Annotated in this window: 21 protein-coding genes and 1 tRNA gene; 16 read left to right on the top strand and 6 right to left on the bottom strand. The window is 64.7% G+C overall.

The window, feature by feature from the left end; all coding sequences use genetic code 11:
* The gene (locus tag GC150_11055; protein MBI1385438.1) at positions 1–573 is read right to left on the bottom strand and encodes a hypothetical protein; all 573 of its coding nucleotides are present in this window, start codon (positions 571–573) and stop codon (positions 1–3) included.
* A 137-nt stretch (positions 574–710) separates the two neighbouring features.
* Between GC150_11055 and GC150_11050 the strand changes: the two genes are divergently transcribed.
* From GC150_11050 to GC150_11040, 3 genes are read left to right on the top strand one after another with little or no spacing between them, the layout of a single operon-like run.
* Positions 711–1,235, top strand: coding sequence for a TerB family tellurite resistance protein (locus GC150_11050; protein MBI1385437.1), 525 nt, complete (start codon positions 711–713; stop codon positions 1,233–1,235).
* 13 nt (positions 1,236–1,248) lie between these two features.
* Positions 1,249–2,124 carry an SDR family NAD(P)-dependent oxidoreductase gene (locus GC150_11045; GenBank protein ID MBI1385436.1) on the top strand — a complete coding sequence of 292 codons (876 nt, stop codon included), beginning with the start codon at positions 1,249–1,251 and terminating at the stop codon, positions 2,122–2,124.
* Between the two features lie 26 nt (positions 2,125–2,150).
* Entirely contained in the window at positions 2,151–2,963 is an 813-nt protein-coding gene (locus GC150_11040) for a glutamine amidotransferase (GenBank protein MBI1385435.1), read from the top strand.
* Between the two features lie 187 nt (positions 2,964–3,150).
* Here the strand turns inward: GC150_11040 and GC150_11035 are convergent, their stop codons facing one another.
* The 3 genes from GC150_11035 to GC150_11025 all read right to left on the bottom strand — a co-directional run bounded on the left by GC150_11035 (position 3,151) and on the right by GC150_11025 (position 4,630).
* On the bottom strand, positions 3,151–3,720 hold the full coding sequence (locus tag GC150_11035; protein MBI1385434.1) for a hypothetical protein: 570 nt from the start codon (positions 3,718–3,720) through the stop codon (positions 3,151–3,153).
* Positions 3,721–3,771: 51 nt separating this feature from the next.
* The gene (locus tag GC150_11030) at positions 3,772–4,116 is read right to left on the bottom strand and encodes a hypothetical protein (protein ID MBI1385433.1); all 345 of its coding nucleotides are present in this window, start codon (positions 4,114–4,116) and stop codon (positions 3,772–3,774) included.
* Between the two features lie 64 nt (positions 4,117–4,180).
* Complete coding sequence (locus GC150_11025; protein MBI1385432.1) at positions 4,181–4,630, bottom strand: nuclease; 450 nt, start codon at positions 4,628–4,630, stop codon at positions 4,181–4,183.
* A gap of 405 nt (positions 4,631–5,035) precedes the next feature.
* Between GC150_11025 and GC150_11020 the strand changes: the two genes are divergently transcribed.
* From GC150_11020 to GC150_10995, 6 genes are all read left to right on the top strand, one after another.
* Positions 5,036–6,064, top strand: a complete 1,029-nt coding sequence (locus GC150_11020) for a TAXI family TRAP transporter solute-binding subunit (protein ID MBI1385431.1) — start codon at positions 5,036–5,038, stop codon at positions 6,062–6,064.
* Positions 6,065–6,173: 109 nt separating this feature from the next.
* Positions 6,174–8,357 carry a TRAP transporter fused permease subunit gene (locus tag GC150_11015; protein ID MBI1385430.1) on the top strand — a complete coding sequence of 728 codons (2,184 nt, stop codon included), beginning with the start codon at positions 6,174–6,176 and terminating at the stop codon, positions 8,355–8,357.
* A 155-nt stretch (positions 8,358–8,512) separates the two neighbouring features.
* Positions 8,513–9,025 (top strand): hypothetical protein, encoded by a 513-nt coding sequence (locus GC150_11010; GenBank protein ID MBI1385429.1) that lies wholly within the window; start codon positions 8,513–8,515, stop codon positions 9,023–9,025.
* A gap of 459 nt (positions 9,026–9,484) precedes the next feature.
* Entirely contained in the window at positions 9,485–9,715 is a 231-nt protein-coding gene (locus tag GC150_11005; protein MBI1385428.1) for a hypothetical protein, read from the top strand.
* Positions 9,712–10,089 carry a type II toxin-antitoxin system death-on-curing family toxin gene (locus tag GC150_11000; protein MBI1385427.1) on the top strand — a complete coding sequence of 126 codons (378 nt, stop codon included), beginning with the start codon at positions 9,712–9,714 and terminating at the stop codon, positions 10,087–10,089. The genes GC150_11005 and GC150_11000 overlap by 4 nt, the downstream gene beginning before the upstream one ends.
* Before the next feature lie 243 nt (positions 10,090–10,332).
* Positions 10,333–11,004: a hypothetical protein gene (locus GC150_10995; protein MBI1385426.1), complete on the top strand. Its 672-nt coding sequence runs from the start codon at positions 10,333–10,335 to the stop codon at positions 11,002–11,004.
* A gap of 148 nt (positions 11,005–11,152) precedes the next feature.
* Here GC150_10995 and GC150_10990 read toward each other — a convergent pair.
* Positions 11,153–11,228: transfer RNA gene (locus tag GC150_10990), tRNA-Ala, on the bottom strand.
* A 426-nt stretch (positions 11,229–11,654) separates the two neighbouring features.
* Between GC150_10990 and GC150_10985 the strand changes: the two genes are divergently transcribed.
* The 7 genes from GC150_10985 to GC150_10955 all read left to right on the top strand — a co-directional run bounded on the left by GC150_10985 (position 11,655) and on the right by GC150_10955 (position 17,726).
* Positions 11,655–12,728 (top strand): hypothetical protein, encoded by a 1,074-nt coding sequence (locus tag GC150_10985; GenBank protein MBI1385425.1) that lies wholly within the window; start codon positions 11,655–11,657, stop codon positions 12,726–12,728.
* A gap of 141 nt (positions 12,729–12,869) precedes the next feature.
* Complete coding sequence (locus tag GC150_10980; protein MBI1385424.1) at positions 12,870–13,862, top strand: NAD(P)-binding protein; 993 nt, start codon at positions 12,870–12,872, stop codon at positions 13,860–13,862.
* Positions 13,863–14,017: 155 nt separating this feature from the next.
* Complete coding sequence (sdhC, locus tag GC150_10975) at positions 14,018–14,425, top strand: succinate dehydrogenase, cytochrome b556 subunit (protein ID MBI1385423.1); 408 nt, start codon at positions 14,018–14,020, stop codon at positions 14,423–14,425.
* 79 nt (positions 14,426–14,504) lie between these two features.
* Complete coding sequence (gene sdhD / locus GC150_10970) at positions 14,505–14,879, top strand: succinate dehydrogenase, hydrophobic membrane anchor protein (GenBank protein MBI1385422.1); 375 nt, start codon at positions 14,505–14,507, stop codon at positions 14,877–14,879.
* Between the two features lie 32 nt (positions 14,880–14,911).
* Entirely contained in the window at positions 14,912–16,735 is a 1,824-nt protein-coding gene (locus GC150_10965) for a succinate dehydrogenase flavoprotein subunit (GenBank protein MBI1385421.1), read from the top strand.
* Between the two features lie 186 nt (positions 16,736–16,921).
* Positions 16,922–17,350, top strand: coding sequence for an Hsp20 family protein (locus GC150_10960; protein ID MBI1385420.1), 429 nt, complete (start codon positions 16,922–16,924; stop codon positions 17,348–17,350).
* Positions 17,351–17,495: 145 nt separating this feature from the next.
* Positions 17,496–17,726, top strand: a complete 231-nt coding sequence (locus GC150_10955) for a DUF1150 family protein (protein ID MBI1385419.1) — start codon at positions 17,496–17,498, stop codon at positions 17,724–17,726.
* Positions 17,727–17,898: 172 nt separating this feature from the next.
* On the opposite strand, the gene ptsN is transcribed toward GC150_10955, so the two are convergent.
* The gene (gene ptsN, locus GC150_10950; GenBank protein MBI1385418.1) at positions 17,899–18,363 is read right to left on the bottom strand and encodes a PTS IIA-like nitrogen regulatory protein PtsN; all 465 of its coding nucleotides are present in this window, start codon (positions 18,361–18,363) and stop codon (positions 17,899–17,901) included.
* Positions 18,364–18,430 lie beyond the last annotated feature (67 nt).

The raw sequence follows: 18,430 nt of genomic DNA, 5'->3' as shown, positions 1-18,430 counted from the left end.
TCACCCCAGCGCCAGCGTGAAATAGACCGGCACGGCGACATAGCCGAGCAGCGCGAGCATGACGAGGCCACGCACCCACGGGGCGCCGAAGCGCCCCCAGAGCACCGCTAGCGCCGCAACGCCGAGCGCCAACTCGCCCAGCGCGACATAGTCGCCGTAATAGCGGCTGTCCCAATAGGAAAGCGGCGAGTGGAAACGCCAATCGCTCAGCGGCCAGAAATGGCGGTGGGCATCATCGGCATGGAAGAAAAAATCGAAAACGAGGTGGATGAGCGCCGCCGCGCCGAACAGCCAGAGCGCGCGAAGGCCGAGCGCCGCCCCGGCCGCGACGAGGACGACGTAGAGCGGCACGGAATTGGCGACGGCGAGCAGCGTCTGCCACGGCTCCTGCCAATAGACCTCGCGCCAGAGGGTCGCCTCGGGAATTCCGGCGATGAGGCGCGCCCAGATGAAGAGCACGTAAATCGCGAGATCCGGCACGATGCCGCCGGCAAGGACGGCCATGTTCTCGCGCGGTCTGAGGGGTCGTGCGAGGATCGCCGCGGCCAGCGCGACGTGGGTCTGGGTGTTCAAGCGCCACTCCCTCGGTCGGCACCGGTGGCCTGCGCGGCCAACGTCGGGGGCGACGGTGGCAAGGTGGAGCGTGCGCTACCACATCCGGCGAACCATGGCGATCACACTCTCGCCAGCAGAGTGGCGCCGAATGTGGCATGATGTCATGCGATTCCTCCGGGAGACGTTCCATGTTCGATGAGCTGATGCGCCTGTTCAAGACCGGCTCCGGGCAGGCGCCCAAGGCCACGCAGCAGGACCTCAGGGTGGCGGCCACGGCCCTGCTGGTGCATGCCGCGTTCATCGACGGGAGCTTTGCCGAGAGCGAGGAACAGCGCCTGCGCCATCTGCTGGCCGCGCATTTCTCGATCGGCCCGCAAGAGGTCGAGGACTTGATCCGGGCGGGCGCCAAAGCCGAGAGCGAGGCCGTCGACCTCTACGGTTTCACCAGGGTCCTCACGGGTCAGCTCGACCAGGAAGAGCGCAAGGAGATCGTCTCGATGCTGTGGGCGATGGTGCTCGCCGACGGGCAAGTGCACAGCTACGAATCGGTGCTGGTGGAACGGGTCTGCGACCTTCTCGGGGTGGCGGCGCGCGACCGCGTCTGGCTGCGCACGCAGGTGGCGAGCGGCGCCTGGAAGCCCGGGTCCGGCGCGCCGTCGAACGACCCGAGCGGCAACTAGAGCGCCCCGGATCATGGCGCGGCGCGGCATCCTCGACCACATCCTGCGGCGGCACTGGCGAGCGAGTGACGCACCGCAGGCCGACGCCGGCCGGGCGCCATGGATCGTCGTGACGGGAGGCTCGAGGGGCATCGGCTACGAGATCGCCCGCGCGTTCGCCGTGCGTGGTGGCACCCTGCTGCTGGTCGCACGCAACGCGGAAGGGGTTTCGGCGGCGGCGCGGCGGATCGCCGCCGAGAGCGGGGCGACCGTCGAGTGGTATGCGATGGACATCGCCCTCGCCAATGCCGCGCGGCGCATCGAAACGCGCGTGGCGGAGGCCGGCGGCTACGTCGACCTTCTGGTCAACAACGCGGGGATCGGGCTGGCCGGCCCTTTCATCGAGCAGGCGGACGGGCGGCTCGAGGAGGTCATGGCCGTCAACATGCTGGCCCTCACACGGCTCTCGCGACATTTCCTTCCTGGCATGGTGGCACGCGGGCGTGGCGGCCTCATCATGGTCTCCTCGCTCGGCGGCGCGGTGCCGGGGCCGGGGCAGGCGGTCTATTATGCCAGCAAGGCCTACGTTCAATCGCTCTCGGAGGCGCTCGCCGAGGAGGTGGCGGGAACCGGCGTGCGCGTGCTGGCGGTCGCGCCGGGTCCCGTGGACACGCGGTTCCACGAGAGCATGGGAGCCGCCGGGTCACTCTATCTCGCCATTCCGGGGACGATTTCGGCGCGGCGGGTCGCAAGGGCCACCCGATTGGGTTATGCTATCGGCCTCAGATCGATCGTTCCCGGGCTCGTCGCACCGCTCGCCGGCTTGTGCCTTTGGCTCCTGCCGCATGCTCTGAGCGTTCCAATCGTCGCGCGACTGCTCGCAACGAAGCAAAGGAACCGTCCTTCATGACGATCGCGAGGTCGACAGCAAGGCCCATGAACACGGGCGCGGGGCGCGCCGGGGGTGGAGACACCGGCGGACGGACGGCGCGCGGGCGGGTGCTGGTCATCCTGCATCAGGAGCATTCCACGCCCGGCCGGCTCGGCTGGTGGCTGCGCTCGGCGGGCTACGAACTCGACATCCGCAAGCCGCGCTTCGGGGATGCGCTGCCCGAGACGCTCGAGGGGCACGCCGGCGCGATCATCTTCGGCGGGCCGATGAGCGCCAACGATCCGGATGATTTCGTCAAGACCGAGATCGATTGGATCGGCGTGCCGCTCGCCGAACGAAAGCCGTTCCTCGGCGTTTGCCTCGGCGCGCAGATGCTGGCCAAGAAGCTCGGCGCGACGGTCGCGCCCGACCCGGACGGCGTCGTCGAATGCGGCTATTATCCGATCGAGGTGACCGAGACCGGGCGCGCCCTCGGCGACTGGCCATGCCATTTCTACCAGTGGCACCGCGAGGGCTTCACGCTGCCCTCGGGCGCGCGGCATCTGGCGGCGACGCCCGCCTATCCGAACCAGGCGATCAGCTATGGTCCGGCGGCGCTCGGCGTGCAGTTCCATCCCGAGATCACCTATGTCCTGGTCAACCGCTGGACGACGGCGGCGGCCCACAGGCTGGCCAATCCGGGCGCCAAGCCGCGCCACGAGCACTTCGAAGGGCACCACAGGCACACCAGCCGCGTCGGCGCCTGGCTCGACCGGATGATGCCGATGTGGCTCGCTGGCGGGCTCGAGGCTGCGAACGCCCCGTGCCGGGCGGATCGGGGCGCGGCGGATGGCGACGCGCGGCTCGCGGCGGAGTAGCGTGGGGCGTGGGGCGTGGGGCGTGGGGCGTCCGAAGTGTCGACTCCGGTGCCGTTTGGGATCAGGGTGGGGCCAAGCCGAGATCACGCCATTGCAGATGCCGACATTCGGCCGGGTCCACTCATCATTCGGCAATTGGCGTAGGCGTTACGACGCGATGGGGCAGGTGCTGCCATCGGGCTCAACGTCAAGTGGCTAGAATTTTCGCCCGGGCTTTCTCTCGGTCAGAGGGTTTGAGCATGCCTAACGCCAGTTCAGCGCCGGCATTCGTTGGATCTCTATGGCCGAGATCCTTTCTCATTGCCGCGAAAGTGTTGCCGAGCCAGAGAAGCCCCTTCGTGGGGTCACCATCTTCAAGGTCATCCGCAATCGTACCCATCTGATCGAGATGGCGTATTGTATCGTAACTTCCCCAAATGATGAGTTTTGTGCGTATGGTTTGAAACTTTCTTGCGAGTTCAGCTTGTTCTCCTTCAGAAAGCTCGACCTTACGATCATGGAACAAACGCATGATGGTGTCCATCAACTCGGTGTAGACAGCCTGCTTTTGCGTGAATAGGCGCGCGTCAGTTTCCTTGTCCTTCGCTGACTTATACTGAATCGACGCAACAATGATCGCGGTCGCCAAGCTTATGGCGCTAAGGACAATCTGAGATCCGGCGAACCAATGAACCACCACAATGGCCGCCAATAGGAGCGCAACAAGTGCGCCTGCTACCGCAAGTGCACTCCACATCGAAGGACTGTCTGTATTCAATGTTTCCCCCCGCAAAGATCACTAGTTTGGTCGCGCGACCAAAAGGTACGATCAAACAATCGCCTGCTGGATTCGAAAGACCAGGTAAAGCGTGGAAGTGGCAATGATTGCAAGTGGCACGAACATCTCAAGGTGCGTCAAGCCAAACGGTATCCAGTCGGGGGCATCTTTGACCTTTTTCCATTCATCGATAAATGGCTGATGTTGGAACTGACTTTCGATTTCGTGAACAACTTCCCATTTAGCCTTTGATAGCCTTCGAAAATATCGAATGCTGAAGAACCATATCGCAGCCAGGGGTAAGGCGGGTAACACCACGAACACTGGATCGAGGCCTTCTAATCCACCGAGTGCGGCCATGCCGGCGACAACAAGGGAGATGTTGACACTTGTCACCTACTGACGGCGCTGCTCGTTGGCCGTTATGGTATCGATCATAATCTTATATAGTTCGATCGCCTCACTCATTGATGAACAACCCCCAAGCGTTATCGATGACGCTTTTCTTGTTCCAACCAACCGCACGCGTAGCATTCTGAACAACAACGGAAGACTTCCGCTCCTGCCCCCAGGGGTTGACTGCGAGAATAGGTTTCTTGAGTGCCTGGGCTGCTTGGATTTCCTTGCCAATCCACTTGCTGTAGCTTGAGTACATTCCTGTGGGAATCACGGCCACGTCGCTTGCAGAAATCTTCGCACTAATGGCGGCGTAGAGCTGGGTATCGTTCGAAGCAAAATGGATCGGGTTGTCTTTTGGCACTGAGTAGTCCTTAAAGACTACCGGTCGACCTTGATGATTCCAACGCTCCAAAAAGAACCACTCAGCTAACTTATCGTAGTGGCCAGAGTAGGCCCAGGAATGGCTAATGAAGACACCTAAGTAGATCGGCGCTACCTGAACAGTGTGCATTCGCAGCTCCGTCAAAATTTGTTTGAACCCCTATATGGTGTTTATGAGCTGTTCTTCTAGTCTAGACTTAAAAAAATCGTGAGTTTTTCTCCGATTCGGTCGTCTGCGTCCGCGTCTGCACTGTTGGCGAATGTGCGAAATGTCCTCTCCGGGTCACGTTCGACCGTGCCCCGGCTCCTCCGAGTGGCAGGAATGGTAGCGAGGAACGGACGAACCGCGAGTCCGCCCCCGCCGCCCTGCTTCGCCCTCGACCTCTACCACTGACGCCCGATCGTCAGGCGACGCCCAGCCGGCCTCGTCGGTTCGGGTTGTGCCGGCCACCGGACGCCGTCTAACCACTCGACATGGGCACGCAATCACGTAACCTGCCGAGCGTGTTCGCATCGAAGTGGGAGGACGGACGGTATGCTTCATCGCACGCTGACTAGGCGCACGGCACTCGCGGTCGCAATGGCGATCGGCGTTTCGGTTTCAACGCTCGCCCCGGAACGGGCCGCGGCCGACGAGGACTACCTGCTCGCGACGGCCTCGACGGGGGGGACCTATTACCCGGTCGGTGTCGCCATCGCGACGCTGATCAAGGTCAAGTTGCAGCCGAAGGACAAGATCAACGTCTCGGCGATCAGTTCGGCCGGCTCGGGCGAGAACGTGCGCCTGCTGCGCGAGAAGGAAGTGCACTTCGCCATCCTCCAGGGCCTCTTCGGGGCGTATGCGCAGAGCGGCACCGGACCGGTGGCGGCGGACGGGCCGCAGACGCACCTGCGCTCGATCGCCATGCTGTGGCCCAACGTCGAGCACTTCGTGCTGCTCGCCGAGCACGCCAAGTCCGGGACGATCGACGACATGGCCGCAGTCAAGGGCAAGGCCGTTTCGATGGGCGCCCAGAACTCGGGCACGCTCGGCTCCAACGACGTCATCCTCAGCAATCTCGGCTTGCCGCTGAGTGGCTACGAACTCGCCTACATGGGCTACAACCCGTCGGCCGACGCGCTCCTGAACGGGCAGATCGTGGCCATGTCGACGCCGGCCGGCGTGCCGGTGGCGGCGGTGACGCGGGCGTTCGCTGCGATGGGTGACAAGATCCGGCTGCTCGGCTTCAGCGACGAGCAGATCGCCAAGGCCAACGGCTCGTTCAAGAACCTCTGGGTGCCCTATCCGATCCCGGCCGGCACCTATCCGGGGCAAGCGAGCGATGTCACCACGATCGCGCAGCCCAACTTCCTCGCCGTGCACCAGGACGTGCCGGAAGAGACGGTCTACAAGATCACCAAGACGATCTTCGAGAACCTCGGCTTCCTGCAGGCGATCCACCCGGCAACGAAGGCGATGTCCCTCGAGAGCGCACTCGGCGGGCTGCCGATGGCGCTGCATCCGGGCGCCGCGCGCTATTTCGCGGAGGCCGGTCTGACCATCCCGGACCACCTCAAGCCCTGACCCGACGGCAGGGAGTGGAAATCGGAACGCCACCCGGGCCCCGCGCGGAGCCCCGTGGCGTTCCGAAAGGCGCTCGAGTGGCTTCGATCCGGGGGGTAGGCACGCGGTGATGACAGCTCCGAGCGATGGAGAAAAGGGGGCGGGTGCGCCCGGCGAGGACCCGCAGGCCGTCACGCCCCGGGAGGAAAGGGACGAAGCCGAGCGCACGACGCGCGACCTCGGCGGAACGCTGGCAGGTCGCATCGCGTTCGCGGTCGGGGTGGCCCTGGCGCTCTATCACATCTGGATCAACACGCTCGGGCGGATGGACACGCTCTGGCTGACGGGGATCCACTTCGCCGGCTTTTCCATCCTCTGCGCATTGCGCTATCCGATCGTGAAGGCGCGGACCGCGGCCGGTGAACGCCTCGTTCTCGGGCTCGACCTCCTCCTCGGGGTGGTGGTCGCGGCGGCCACCATTCTTCTCCTTGCGCAACAGGACGCGATCTATGCGCGGGGCGTCCGGCTGACCAGCCTCGATATCGTTCTCGCGCTCGTCGTCATCGGCGGCGCCATCGAGTTCACGCGCCGCGCGACGGGCTGGATCATTCCGGTGATGGTCCTCATTTCACTCAGTTATGTCAGCCTCTGGGGGCCGTGGCTGTCGGGCGTCTTCCGGTTCGCCGGGCTCAGTCTCGAGACGCTGCTGTTCCGCTCCGTTTTCTCCGACGAGGGGATGTTCGGCTCGATCGCGCTGATCTCGGCCACCTTCGTTTATCTCTTCATTCTGTTCGGCGCATTCCTCGTGCGATCGGGCGCCGGGGAGTTCATCATCGATCTGGCGCGGGCGATGGCCGGGCGTTTCGTCGGCGGGCCGGGCCTGGTGGCGGTCATCGCCTCGGGTCTCACCGGCACGATCTCGGGATCGGCGGTGGCCAACACGGTCTCGACCGGGGTCATCACCATTCCGCTCATGAAGCGGGCGGGATTTCCGGCTCGCTTTGCCGGCGGCGTCGAGGCGGCCGCATCGACGGGCGGGCAACTGATGCCACCGGTCATGGGGGCGGGCGCCTTCGTGATGGCGAGCTACACCCAGATTCCCTACCTCGAGATCGTGGCCGTGAGCTTCCTGCCGGCCCTGGTTTATTTCCTCTCCGTCGCCTTCTTCGTGCGGATCAACGCCAAGAAGCTCGGACTGACGAAGTCCGACGAGGATGCACCACGGGCGCTCGATGTGCTGCGGCGCGGCGGACCGTCGTTCCTGATCCCGGTCGGGGTGCTGATCGGGATGCTGGTTTCCGGATTCACCCCGACCTACGCGGCCGGCTTTGCCATCCTCTCTTGCATCGCCGCCTCGTGGTTGACGCCGCGTCCCATGGGACCGAGGGCGGTCCTCGAAGCCCTGGCACTCGGCTCGGCGAACATGACCATGACCGCGATCCTGCTCGTTGCCGTCGGTCTCATCGTCAACGTCATCGCGATGACCGGGATCGGCAACACCTTCTCGCTGATGATCAGCGATTGGGCCGGCAGCAGCCTCATCATCGCCATCGTGCTGGTCGCGCTCGCGTCCCTGGTGCTCGGGATGGGGCTGCCGGTGACAGCGGCCTACATCGTGCTCGCGACGCTCTCAGGGCCGGCCCTGCATCAGCTCATCCAGGCCAACGCGCTCATCGATCTGATGGTGGCGGGGCAGGTTCCGCAAACGGCCTGGCCGCTCTTCATGCTGGCCGACCCGGCGGCGGGCGTACATCTCGCGCAACCGATGGCGCGGGACGCGGCCGAGGCCCTGCTCGCGGCCACCTCGCCGGAGGTGCTCGTGCTCATTTATCCGCAGGCACTCGATGCGCGTACCGTGACGCTGGCGCTGCTTTCGGCGCACATGATCGTCTTCTGGCTGTCGCAGGATTCGAACGTCACGCCACCGGTCTGCCTCACGGCGTTCGCGGCGGCGGCGATCGCCAAGTCCCCGCCCATGCGCACCGGGCTCGAGGCGTGGAAAATCGCCAAGGGCCTCTACCTGATGCCGGTGCTGTTCGCCTACACGAGCTTTCTCGGCGGGCCGATCGAGGAGGTTCTCCATATTTTCATCGTCGCGACGATCGGGGTCTATGCGCTCGGGGCGGCGATCGAGGGACACATGGAGGCGCCGATCGGCTGGCCAACGCGCATCGTGCTGTTTGCGAGCGGGGTGGCGCTCGTCTGGCCGAACAACACGATCGTCGAGAGCGTCGGGGCGATCGGGGTGGCAGCGCTCTTTGCTCGCAACATCTGGCAGGACCGGCGCGCGCGGGGGGCGGTGCTGGCGCGCTGAACATGGCGGCCTCGATCGAGCACCGGCCGTCTTCGTTGAAGCGCCAGACGTCTTGGCGTATGCATCGAGGAGGGCTCGCTACGCCGCCCAATCGAGCCGAGATCGAGGAGCCGTCGATGATGGGACGCCGAATTGCCACCGTGGCCGTTCTCGCAATGCTGGTCTCTTGGGCGGGTGTTGCACGTGCTGACGGCGGCGCGCTCGTTACGGTGATCGGGGAAATCAGCCAGCCCAATCGGGGGCCTCTCGATCCCTTCATGGACGCCTTCCTCAAGTTCAACGACAAGCAGTTCGACCGGGCCTTCGTGCTGGATCGATCAGCGCTGCTGGCGCTTCCGCAGAGATCGATCCGCGCGAATGCGGAAGGCTGGCCGGCCGCGGTTGCCGCAGAAGGGCCGCTCGTTCGCGACGTCCTCGCGGCCTCTGGTGCATCGTCGAAGGCATCGGTCAGCTTCGTTGCGCTCGATGGCTATGCCGCATCGCTGAGCGCGGAGGAACTCGCCGCCGAGGATTGGGTGCTCGCGATCTCCGTCGATGGCAAGCCGATCGGCATTGGTGGCCGCGGCCCTGCGTGGCTGATGCACGACACCGGCGAAGCGGCGATCTCGGCTGAGGCGGAGGCCAAATGGGTCTGGTCGGTCTACCTCATCGTGGTCGGTGAGAAGTAGGGTCGAGCGGACAGGATCGGCATCGATCCAGGGCGGCGACCGGGTACTCAGTGGCGAGCACGTCGACGGCTACGAGACTCCGGAACGACCACCGGATGCTGAACCGGGCAGCGCGTTCCCATGTGCGGACCTCGCGTCGATCCAGCCTGCGCGACGACCACACCCACGATATCACTCACTGGCTGCGGTTGTGCAGGGCGACAGACGAGCGATCGCCACGGCAGCCGCCGCTGCCAACCGGGCCGTCGAATGGCGCCACGCCAAGCAGCCCGCCCAGTGCTGACGATCACATGCCAACGCAACCGAGCCCTGGCACCCCGCTGGGGCTCTTTTCTTTTTCACCCGCGTCGCTTGTCGGTTAAGCTGCGTTGACGGATTGAAGCGCGCCGCAGGACACCCCAAACAAGCCTGACCACCAGACACTTGCTGCATCATGAAACATCATGATAGGATGATTGCATGAGCACCAAACAGAGACAAAAGTTTGCGACCCAGGTGGACCCCGATCTCATCGAGGCCGTCCGAGACATCGCCAGAGAAGAAGGGCGGCAGGTTCAGACGCTGATCGACGAGGCACTCGCTGATCTCGTGGAGAAGCGCCGCTTGAGCAAACCTCGCAAGCATGTGATGGCCGCTTACCGCGCCAGCATCGCTAGCCATGGCAAGCTCTACAAGAAGCTCGCCGAATGACGACGGTCTACCTCACCGTTGCCGAGGTGCTCGCCATCCATGATGACCAGATCGAACGCTACGGCGGCAGTTCCGGAATTCGGGACGCCGGCCAATTGGAAGCGGCCCTCTTTCGCCCCCAGACCGGCTACTACCCCGACCTCATCGCCGAGGCCGCGGCGCTCTGGGAGAGCCTTTCCCAGAACCATCCCTTTGTCGACGGTAACAAGCGTACGGCGTTCGCCGTGATGTTCACCTTCCTGGCGGTCAACGGCATCGCCATAACCGCCGACGAGGATGCCACCATCCGGTTCCTGGTGCCTCTCTACGACAGCAACGGACTGACGTTCGATAGGCTCGATGCCTGGCTGCGCAAGAACGCGAAAGCGCAGTGAGATGTCTCCCTGGAAATCACTAGTCGGAGCCCAGGAATCCTCCTCATGACTGTTGTGATAGCGAAGCGGTTTGGCGATTCCATCTGCATTGTGTCCGATACTATGATCTCCGACGCCCAGACAGGACGGAGCGATGCAATTCCTAGCAGGCTGAAGATCGTTACTTTGGGCACTACCTTCTCGGTAGCATATGCTGGCCACGCAAATTAGGCATTAGACGCCATCAGAGCGGCTGTACCAATCTTGAAGACCGAAGGTACCGAGCCGACCATTGATCATCTACGGAAGATCACTGCCGATAACGCATGGGACATCGACTTCATCGTTGCCGCCAACCACCCCGAGCCCGAGCTCTGCCGAATCTGGGACGGCAGGGTGTCAGAGCCACTGAGCCAATCCGTTATTGGGGACGCGAGCATTCTGCTGGAGGTAGAGCGCCGCTTTAGTTCGGTCGGCAATGCTACAGAAGACTCGAAGAACTTCAGACTAGCCTTCATCAATGCGTTTACGAACCGGCGAGTGCACCTTGCTACCGGCGTAGGTGGCTTCCCACTCACGCTAGTGGCCCGCCCAGAAGGCCATCTCTACAAGTGGCACTCGTTCTCTCATACCTGGAAGCCGATCGAGGCGGCCGGCAGGATCGTTTATGAGGATGAGAGCGACCTTCTCACGGGTGAATGGAGCTTCCGTCATGACCTGATGACCACAGATCAGCCCGGTGTAGCGGTCCTTGCAGTTGAGGTACCCCAAGCCAAAACCGGCTTCATTTATGCGCCTCTACTCGAAGACGGTCCCAGACCGATAAAGCTGCTGGAGCAGTCTGGCCCCTACACCCAACATCAAGATGAGATCCATCGCGCCATGAGAGCTGCACTTGATGCTAAGGTCCGCGAGCAAATGGACCGATTCAAGTGACCGATGTCTGACCTGCTGTCACGCACGTCCCGATCTGCCCCGCATTCACACTCACGCACGAGCATGCCTGAACACGCTTGCGTGCGTGACAGGTGCGTGACAAAGGCTTTGCGGCTGACGAGGCATAACGCTAAGCGCTTGATTTAATTGGTGGAGCCGAGGGGAATCGAACCCCTGACCTCTTGAATGCCATTCAAGCGCTCTCCCAACTGAGCTACGGCCCCGAAGTGTCGGCTCGGGAGCGGCGCACGCATGGCGCGGGCCGGCCCGGTCAGACAGGCGAGACGGGAGCTGAGGCCCCACGATTCGCTTGGGAAGGGCGCGATTGCGCGCGCCAGCCGCCTGGATAGGGTCAGGTGGCCCCGAGATCAAGCGGAAAAGCGGGCGCGCCTCAGCAAAGGTCGGCCAGCGGGTCCATGTCGGAGGGCGAACAAGTGGGCCACGCCACAACGCGCCATGGAGCCCAGGCCGCCGTGCGTACCGGCCAACCGTTCGCCGGGGATCTCCACCGGGCAATGGCGCATTGGCGTTGTCGAGGCGCGGTGGATCGCATAGAGCCGTGCCGAGTGGAGAGGATCGCTCCACAGCCCGCCCGCGACGCCCGGCGAAGGGGCGACAGGGGCGAACAGGCCGATCACGGAGAGCCGAGGATGCCGACGCCCGCCGCCAAGACCAATCCCGGAAACTTCTTCGAGGATTTCCACCTCGGTCAACAGCTCGCGCACGCGACACCGCGGACCATTACCGCTGGCGACGTGGCGCTCTATCTGGCCTTGACGGGCGGCCGCTTCGCGGTGGCCTCATCGAGCGAGTTCGCGCGCGCGATCGGCTACCGGGCGCAGCCGGTCGACGACCTCCTCGTCTTTCATCTCGTGTTCGGGAAATCCGTGCCCGACGTATCCCTCAACGCGGTCGCCAACCTCGGTTACGCGGAATGCCGGTTCCTCGCGCCCGCCTTCGTCGGCGATACGCTCTCGGCGACATCGCAGGTGATCGGGCTCAAGGAGAACTCGAACGGCGCAACCGGCGTCGTCCACGTGCGCACGAGCGGAACCAACCAGGCTGGAACGCGCGTCCTCGAGTTCGCCCGCTGGGTGATGGTGAACAAGCGCGATCCGTCGCAGCCGGCCGGAAATGCCGGCGGCGCGGCGCCGGTGCTCGCCGATCATGTGGGGCCCGAGCGCATCGGCACGGCCTGCCCACCGATCGACGTTTCGCGATACGACTTCGCGCGGTCCGGCGCTCGCCACCGTTTCGACGACTATGCGGTCGGCGAGTGCATCGACCACGTCGACGGCATGACGATCGAGGAAGCCGAGCACCAGATGGCGACGCGGCTCTACCAGAACACAGCCAAGGTGCACTTCAACCAGCTGGCGCAGGCCGGCAGCCGGTTCGGTCGCCGTCTGATCTACGGCGGCCACATCATCTCGCTCGCCCGCGCACTGAGCTACAACGGGCTCGAAAACGCCTTCCACATCGCGGCGATCAACGGTGGACGTCACGTCGCGCCGACATTCGCCGGAGACACCATCCATGCCTGGAGCGAGGTGACGGGCAAGTCCGAGCTCGCCGGGCGGCGGGATGTCGGAGCGGTCAGGCTTCGGACACGGGCCCTCAAGAACCACACCGCCGAGGGCTTCCCGCAGACCGATCGGGCGACGGGCAAGGATCACCCGGCCCTCGTGCTCGACCTCGACTACTGGTGCCTGATGCCACGCTGACGGACTTCGGAGCGCGCACCGGGAAACCTATGGCAACGGCTGCGGCGTTGACCCTTCTTGAACCATGCTCTGCAACACTGCCCGCCAATCGAAAGGTCGCGGGCACCGCCTGAGGCCGCCTGCGCGAGTGTGTGAGACGCAATGGGAATCAAGGCGAGGATCGGGATCGTCGGAGCCGGCTTGGCAGGCCTCACGTGCGCACGCCAGCTGCGCGACGCCGGTCACATGATCGAGGTGTTCGAGCGGGACGGGCTGCTCGGCGGCCGGCTGCAGACCGAACGGGACGATGCGGTGCGCTACGACAGCGGCGCTCAATACGTCACGGCCCGCACGCGCGAGTTCAAGCGGCTGCTCGATTCCCTGGCGCTCGCCGGCCACGCCTCGGGCTGGTCGCCCCGCCTTCTGCTCGGTGGCTCTGACCTCGTCGGGGAAATCGCTCCGCAGGACTGGTACGTCGGCATACCCGGCATGGGCTCGCTCGTTCGTCCACTCGCCGACGACGTTCGCGTCAACCTCAACGCGCGGGTGCGCGGTCTGCAACGGGTCGAGGGACGCTGGATGTTGCAGATCAGTGATCGCGACGAAATGGCGGGGCCGTTCCATGCGGTGCTGCTGACGGCGCCGGCGCCCGAGAGCTATCCGTTGCTGGCCGACCACGAAGAGCTGTTCGACGAAATGACGCGGGTGCGCATGCTGCCGTGCTGGACGGTGCTGCTGCAGTTCGCGGCGCCGCTTCCGGTCGAATTCGATGTCGGCGCAAGACTGACCGAGTCGATCGCCTGGATCGCCCGTGACAGCTCCAAGCCGAACCGCAAACGCGGCCAGGAGAACTGGGTTCTGCAGTCGAGCCCCGAATTCAGCCGCCAGTTCCTGGAAGAGGAGCCCGAGGATGTCGCGCGCCAGCTCTGGCTCGAGATGCAAAGCGCACTCGGTCTTGTCGAAGTGACGCCGATGGTGCTCAACGCGCGGCTCTGGCGTCACGCACTGGTCGAGCGCACACTCGGGGCCTCCTGCATCTTTTCGCGTGACGCCATGCTCGGAGCCGCTGGCGACTGGTGCCTCGGCTCGCGCGCTGAGGCGGCCTTCGAGAGCGCCTCGGCGCTAGTGCGCCGGGTGCGCGAAGCGCTTTCCTGAGGCCGGAGCACTTCGGGCACTGGCATGCCACCCTGGCCGGCCGGCCGGCGATCACGAGCCTCCCGCTCCGGCGGGATTTGCCGTTCGACTGATTGCTGGCCAGCGATCGATGCGCTACAGGCGAGCCTCAGAGATCGCCAAGCCAGGAGCGTCCGATGGCAGAAGCGCGCCCCCCCGCTGCGCGAACCAATCCCGCGAGACCACTGTCGCCGCATCTCCAGATTTACCGCCCACTCATCAACATGGTGATGTCGATCGTGCATCGCATCACGGGCGTGGCGCTCTATGCGGGCACATTACTGCTCGCCTGGTGGCTGGTCGCGGCAGCCCTCGGGCCGGAGGCCTTCGAGACAGCGAATGCCTTTTTCGGATCGATCCTCGGGCGGGTCGTGCTCGTAGGATACACCTGGGCGCTCGTTCACCACATGCTGGGCGGCATCCGGCACTTCGTCTGGGACCTCGGACGCGGTTTCGATCTGGCGACCGTCGACATGATGTCGTGGGGCAGCCTCGTCGCCTCGCTCGCGATCACGGCGGCGCTCTGGCTCGGCATGCTGACCTGATGGGCACTCGGGACACGCGAGCGGTGCCGCGGGGCGTACGGCGGCGGATCGACTGAGGAATGACAACGGGAGTTTCGGCATGCGCACACCGCTCGGAAAGGTCCGCGGGCTCGGCTCGGCCCGCAGCGGCGCTGAGCACTTCTGGCTGCAGCGGGTGACCGCCGTCGCCAATCTCGTGCTCGCCATCTTCCTGATCTGGTTCCTCGCACGCCATGCCGGCGCGAGCCATGGCGAGGTGCGCGCGGCGCTGGCCTCGCCGCTCGTTGCGGTGCCGCTGCTGCTCCTCATCCTCTCGGGGATGGTGCACATGCGGCTGGGCATGCAGGTGGTGATCGAAGACTACGTCAAAGGCGACGTGACGAAGCTGGTCGCACTGATGCTCAACACGTTCTTTTCATTCGGTATCGGGCTGCTCTCGATCTTCGCGGTGCTGAAACTGGGTCTGGGAGCTTGACGATGGGGCAGGGAGCAAACGGGGGCGGCGCGATGGCGTCGAAAGGCGCCAAACCGACCGGCGAGCGGGCCTACAAGGTCACCACCCATGTCTACGACGTGGTCGTGGTGGGGGCCGGCGGTGCAGGGCTCAGGGCGACGTTCGGATGCGCGCTGGCCGGACTGCGGACGGCCTGCATCACCAAGGTGTTTCCAACCCGCTCCCATACCGTGGCGGCGCAGGGCGGCATCGCCGCCTCGCTCGGCAACATGGGGCCGGACGACTGGCGTTGGCACATGTACGACACCGTCAAGGGGTCCGACTGGCTCGGTGACCAGGACGCCATCGAGTACATGTGCCGGGAGGCGCCGGCCGCCGTCTACGAGCTCGAGCACTACGGCGTGCCGTTCAGCCGAACGGAGGACGGGCGCATCTATCAGCGGCCGTTCGGCGGACACATGCAGAACTTCGGCGACGGGCCACCCGTGCAGCGCACCTGCGCGGCCGCCGACCGAACCGGTCACGCCATCCTGCACACCCTCTATGGCGCATCCCTCAAGCACAACGCCGAGTTCTTCGTCGAATACTTCGCCCTCGACCTCATCATGGACGATGACGGGGCGTGCCGCGGGGTGGTGGCGCTTCGTCTCGACGACGGCAGCATGCATGTCTTTCATGCCCAGCGCACGATCCTGGCGACCGGGGGCTACGGCAGGGCCTATTTCTCGTGCACCAGCGCGCACACCTGCACGGGCGACGGCAATGCCATGGTGCTGCGGGCCGGATTGCCGCTGCAGGACATGGAATTCGTGCAGTTCCATCCGACGGGGATCTATGGCGCGGGCGTGCTGATCACCGAGGGGGCGCGTGGCGAGGGCGGCTATCTCACCAATTCGGAAGGTGAGCGCTTCATGGAGCGCTATGCGCCTTCCGCCAAGGACCTCGCTTCGCGCGACGTCGTCTCGCGCTCCATGACCGTCGAAATCCGGGAGGGGAGGGGCGTCGGCAAGGAGGGGGACCACATCTACCTCCACCTCGACCATCTCGATCCGGCGGTGCTGGCCGAGCGGCTACCGGGAATCACGGAATCGGCCAAGATCTTCGCCGGCGTCGACCTCCGACGCCAGCCGATCCCGGTTCTGCCGACCGTCCATTACAACATGGGTGGCATTCCGACGAACCATCACGGCGAGGTCATCGCCGGGCGATCAGGCGATCCCGATGGCATCGTGCCGGGGCTGATGGCGGTCGGCGAGGCGGCCTCGACATCCGTGCACGGGGCCAACAGGCTCGGCTCCAATTCTCTGATCGATCTGGTCGTGTTCGGGCGTGCGGCGGGCCTGCGCTGCGGCGCGACGGTCGAGGCGGGGGCAAGCCAGCCGACGCCGCCTGCCCATGCGATCGAGAGAATCCTCGACCGCTTCGATCGTATCCGGCACGCGAGCGGATCGACCGGAACGGCCGAATTGCGCCTCAGAATGCAGAAGGTGATGCAGTCGAACTGCGCGGTGTTCCGAACCGGCGAAGTGCTCGAGGAAGGGTGCCGCCTCGTCGAGGACGTCTGGCGCGCCTCGGATGACATCCGTGTCACGGACCGCTCGTTGATCTGGAATACGGATCTCGTCGAGACGCTGGAATACCACAACCTCATCCTGCAGGCGGCGGTGACGGTGAGCGGGGCGGCGAACCGCAAGGAAAGTCGCGGCGCCCATGCTCGCGAGGATTTCCCGAAACGCGACGACGTCAATTGGATGAAGCACACGCTGGCGTGGGCCGACAACGCCTCGGCCAGCGTGCAACTCGACACCCGGCCGGTGCACTCCTTCACGTTGACGAACGAGATGCACTACATCGAGCCGAAGGCGCGAGTGTATTGATCCGTCCAGCCATGTGCGACGGCCACGAACGAGGAGCTGCGGCGAGCGCTTGATTAGGCGCCTTCGATACACCATGTCTTGCTTCGATCCGGCGGGCCAAACCGGCCGCCGAACGCTACCCGGGCGCCCTTGGGGCCCGGGGTGAGCCGATCGAGACGAGCTGCTTCATCGAAAGGGCCGCAATCCATGTCGCGCATGTCCATCCTCAACAGTCCGCTGCTGCTCGGCTTCGATGACATCGAGCGGCTGGTCGAGCGCGTCGGCAAGGGCGCCGACGGTTACCCTCCCTACAACATCGAGCGGCTCGAGCGACGCGAGGGGCGGGCGGAGCGTTTGCGCATCACCCTCGCAGTCGCGGGCTTCACGCGCGAGCAACTCGAGATTACCCTCGAAGACAACCAGCTTTTGATTCGGGGCCGTCAGGAGGACGAACCGGAGCGCACGTATCTGCACCGCGGCATCGCCGCCCGGCAGTTCCAGCGAACCTTCGTGCTCGCCGACGGCATCGAGATCAAGAGCGCCACACTCGAGAACGGCCTACTGGCCATCGACCTGGAAAGGATCGAGCCCGAGCGGCTCGTACGCAAGATCGAAATCGGCCATCGTGGCGATTGAGCCAGCCTCGAACGGGTTTGGAATTGCCAATCGCACACGAGGCTTGCGTCACCTGCAACGGCCGGAGACAATGTGGTCGCTGGCGCCGGGATGGTTCAGGAGGTGGTCCATGGACAACGCATCCAAGAATTTCGAGGCTGGCCCGATGTCGAGTGTCGACCTCGCCCAGCTCGGCGACGGTGAGGTCGCATACATCAAGCGGATGACCTCCGACGAGGCCGAGGAGATGTTCCCGAGCATCGATGGCATCCCGTCGGGCATCAATCTGTTCGCCCTGCATGGTGCCGACGGCACGCCGCTGGCGCTCACCGATACGCTGTCGGCGGCACTGGCACACGCCCTCGAGGACGATCTCGAGGTCGCCAGCGTGCACTAGTCGGCCAAACGGCGGATGCCGGCGCCGCGCGGCGGCCGGCATCCACGCGCCTCAAGTCCAGTTGTCCGCATGGACGCGAACATGGAAGCACCCGCCACGGTCGGGTGCTTTTTCGTTTCCAGCGAACGGGGAATGGTTGGCGGCTCGCGGACGGTTCGTGCCCGGGCGAGCGTCAGGCAGCGTTCGAGGCCATCGGCTCGGTCAGCACGGAATAGAGGGCGGCCTTCGATTTCGAGCGGCGCAGCTTGTCGATCAGCGAGTCGTCTCGCATGACCCGCGAAATCCGCGACAGCGCCTTGAGATGGTCGGCGCCCGCGGACTCCGGCGCCAGGATGAGGAAGATGATGTCCACGGGTTCCTCATCCACCGCCTCGAAGTCGATCGGGTGCTCGACGCGCGCAAAGAGCACCACGATCCCCGATAGGCCGGCCAATCGGCCGTGCGGAATCGCCATGCCCTTGCCCACTCCCGTGGAGCCGAGGCGCTCGCGCTGGAGGAGCGTATCGAAAATGTCACGCTGATCGAGGCCGGTCAGCTTCGAGGCCGTGGCCGCAAGCTCCAGGAGCGCCTGCTTCTTGCTCTGAACGCGCAGCGAAGGAATGACACCTTCCTGGCTGATGAGATCGCCCAGATCCATGAGGCATCCCGGTCCTGTGATTTGGCGCCAGCCTGCAGAAATCCACTAGTTCGCGAAAAAGATCAAG

Source organism: Hyphomicrobiales bacterium, assembly GCA_016125495.1.
In the GTDB taxonomy this organism is placed as follows: domain Bacteria; phylum Pseudomonadota; class Alphaproteobacteria; order Rhizobiales; family RI-29; genus RI-29.
This window is presented reverse-complemented; position numbering and strand designations above follow the sequence as displayed.

Excerpts from the sequence above, each read along its gene's own strand:
- GC150_11050 (MBI1385437.1), top strand. The coding sequence starts at position 711 with ATGATGTCATGCGATTCCTCCGGGAGACGTTCCATGTTCGATGAGCTG.
- GC150_11045 (MBI1385436.1), top strand. The coding sequence starts at position 1,249 with ATGGCGCGGCGCGGCATCCTCGACCACATCCTGCGGCGGCACTGGCGA.
- GC150_11040 (MBI1385435.1), top strand. The coding sequence starts at position 2,151 with ATGAACACGGGCGCGGGGCGCGCCGGGGGTGGAGACACCGGCGGACGG.
- GC150_11025 (MBI1385432.1), bottom strand. The coding sequence starts at position 4,630 with ATGCACACTGTTCAGGTAGCGCCGATCTACTTAGGTGTCTTCATTAGC.
- GC150_11020 (MBI1385431.1), top strand. The coding sequence starts at position 5,036 with ATGCTTCATCGCACGCTGACTAGGCGCACGGCACTCGCGGTCGCAATG.
- GC150_11015 (MBI1385430.1), top strand. The coding sequence starts at position 6,174 with ATGACAGCTCCGAGCGATGGAGAAAAGGGGGCGGGTGCGCCCGGCGAG.
- GC150_11010 (MBI1385429.1), top strand. The coding sequence starts at position 8,513 with ATGCTGGTCTCTTGGGCGGGTGTTGCACGTGCTGACGGCGGCGCGCTC.
- GC150_11005 (MBI1385428.1), top strand. The coding sequence starts at position 9,485 with ATGAGCACCAAACAGAGACAAAAGTTTGCGACCCAGGTGGACCCCGAT.
- GC150_11000 (MBI1385427.1), top strand. The coding sequence starts at position 9,712 with ATGACGACGGTCTACCTCACCGTTGCCGAGGTGCTCGCCATCCATGAT.
- GC150_10985 (MBI1385425.1), top strand. The coding sequence starts at position 11,655 with ATGCCGACGCCCGCCGCCAAGACCAATCCCGGAAACTTCTTCGAGGAT.
- GC150_10980 (MBI1385424.1), top strand. The coding sequence starts at position 12,870 with ATGGGAATCAAGGCGAGGATCGGGATCGTCGGAGCCGGCTTGGCAGGC.
- sdhC (MBI1385423.1), top strand. The coding sequence starts at position 14,018 with ATGGCAGAAGCGCGCCCCCCCGCTGCGCGAACCAATCCCGCGAGACCA.
- sdhD (MBI1385422.1), top strand. The coding sequence starts at position 14,505 with ATGCGCACACCGCTCGGAAAGGTCCGCGGGCTCGGCTCGGCCCGCAGC.
- GC150_10965 (MBI1385421.1), top strand. The coding sequence starts at position 14,912 with ATGGCGTCGAAAGGCGCCAAACCGACCGGCGAGCGGGCCTACAAGGTC.
- GC150_10960 (MBI1385420.1), top strand. The coding sequence starts at position 16,922 with ATGTCGCGCATGTCCATCCTCAACAGTCCGCTGCTGCTCGGCTTCGAT.
- GC150_10955 (MBI1385419.1), top strand. The coding sequence starts at position 17,496 with ATGTCGAGTGTCGACCTCGCCCAGCTCGGCGACGGTGAGGTCGCATAC.
- ptsN (MBI1385418.1), bottom strand. The coding sequence starts at position 18,363 with ATGGATCTGGGCGATCTCATCAGCCAGGAAGGTGTCATTCCTTCGCTG.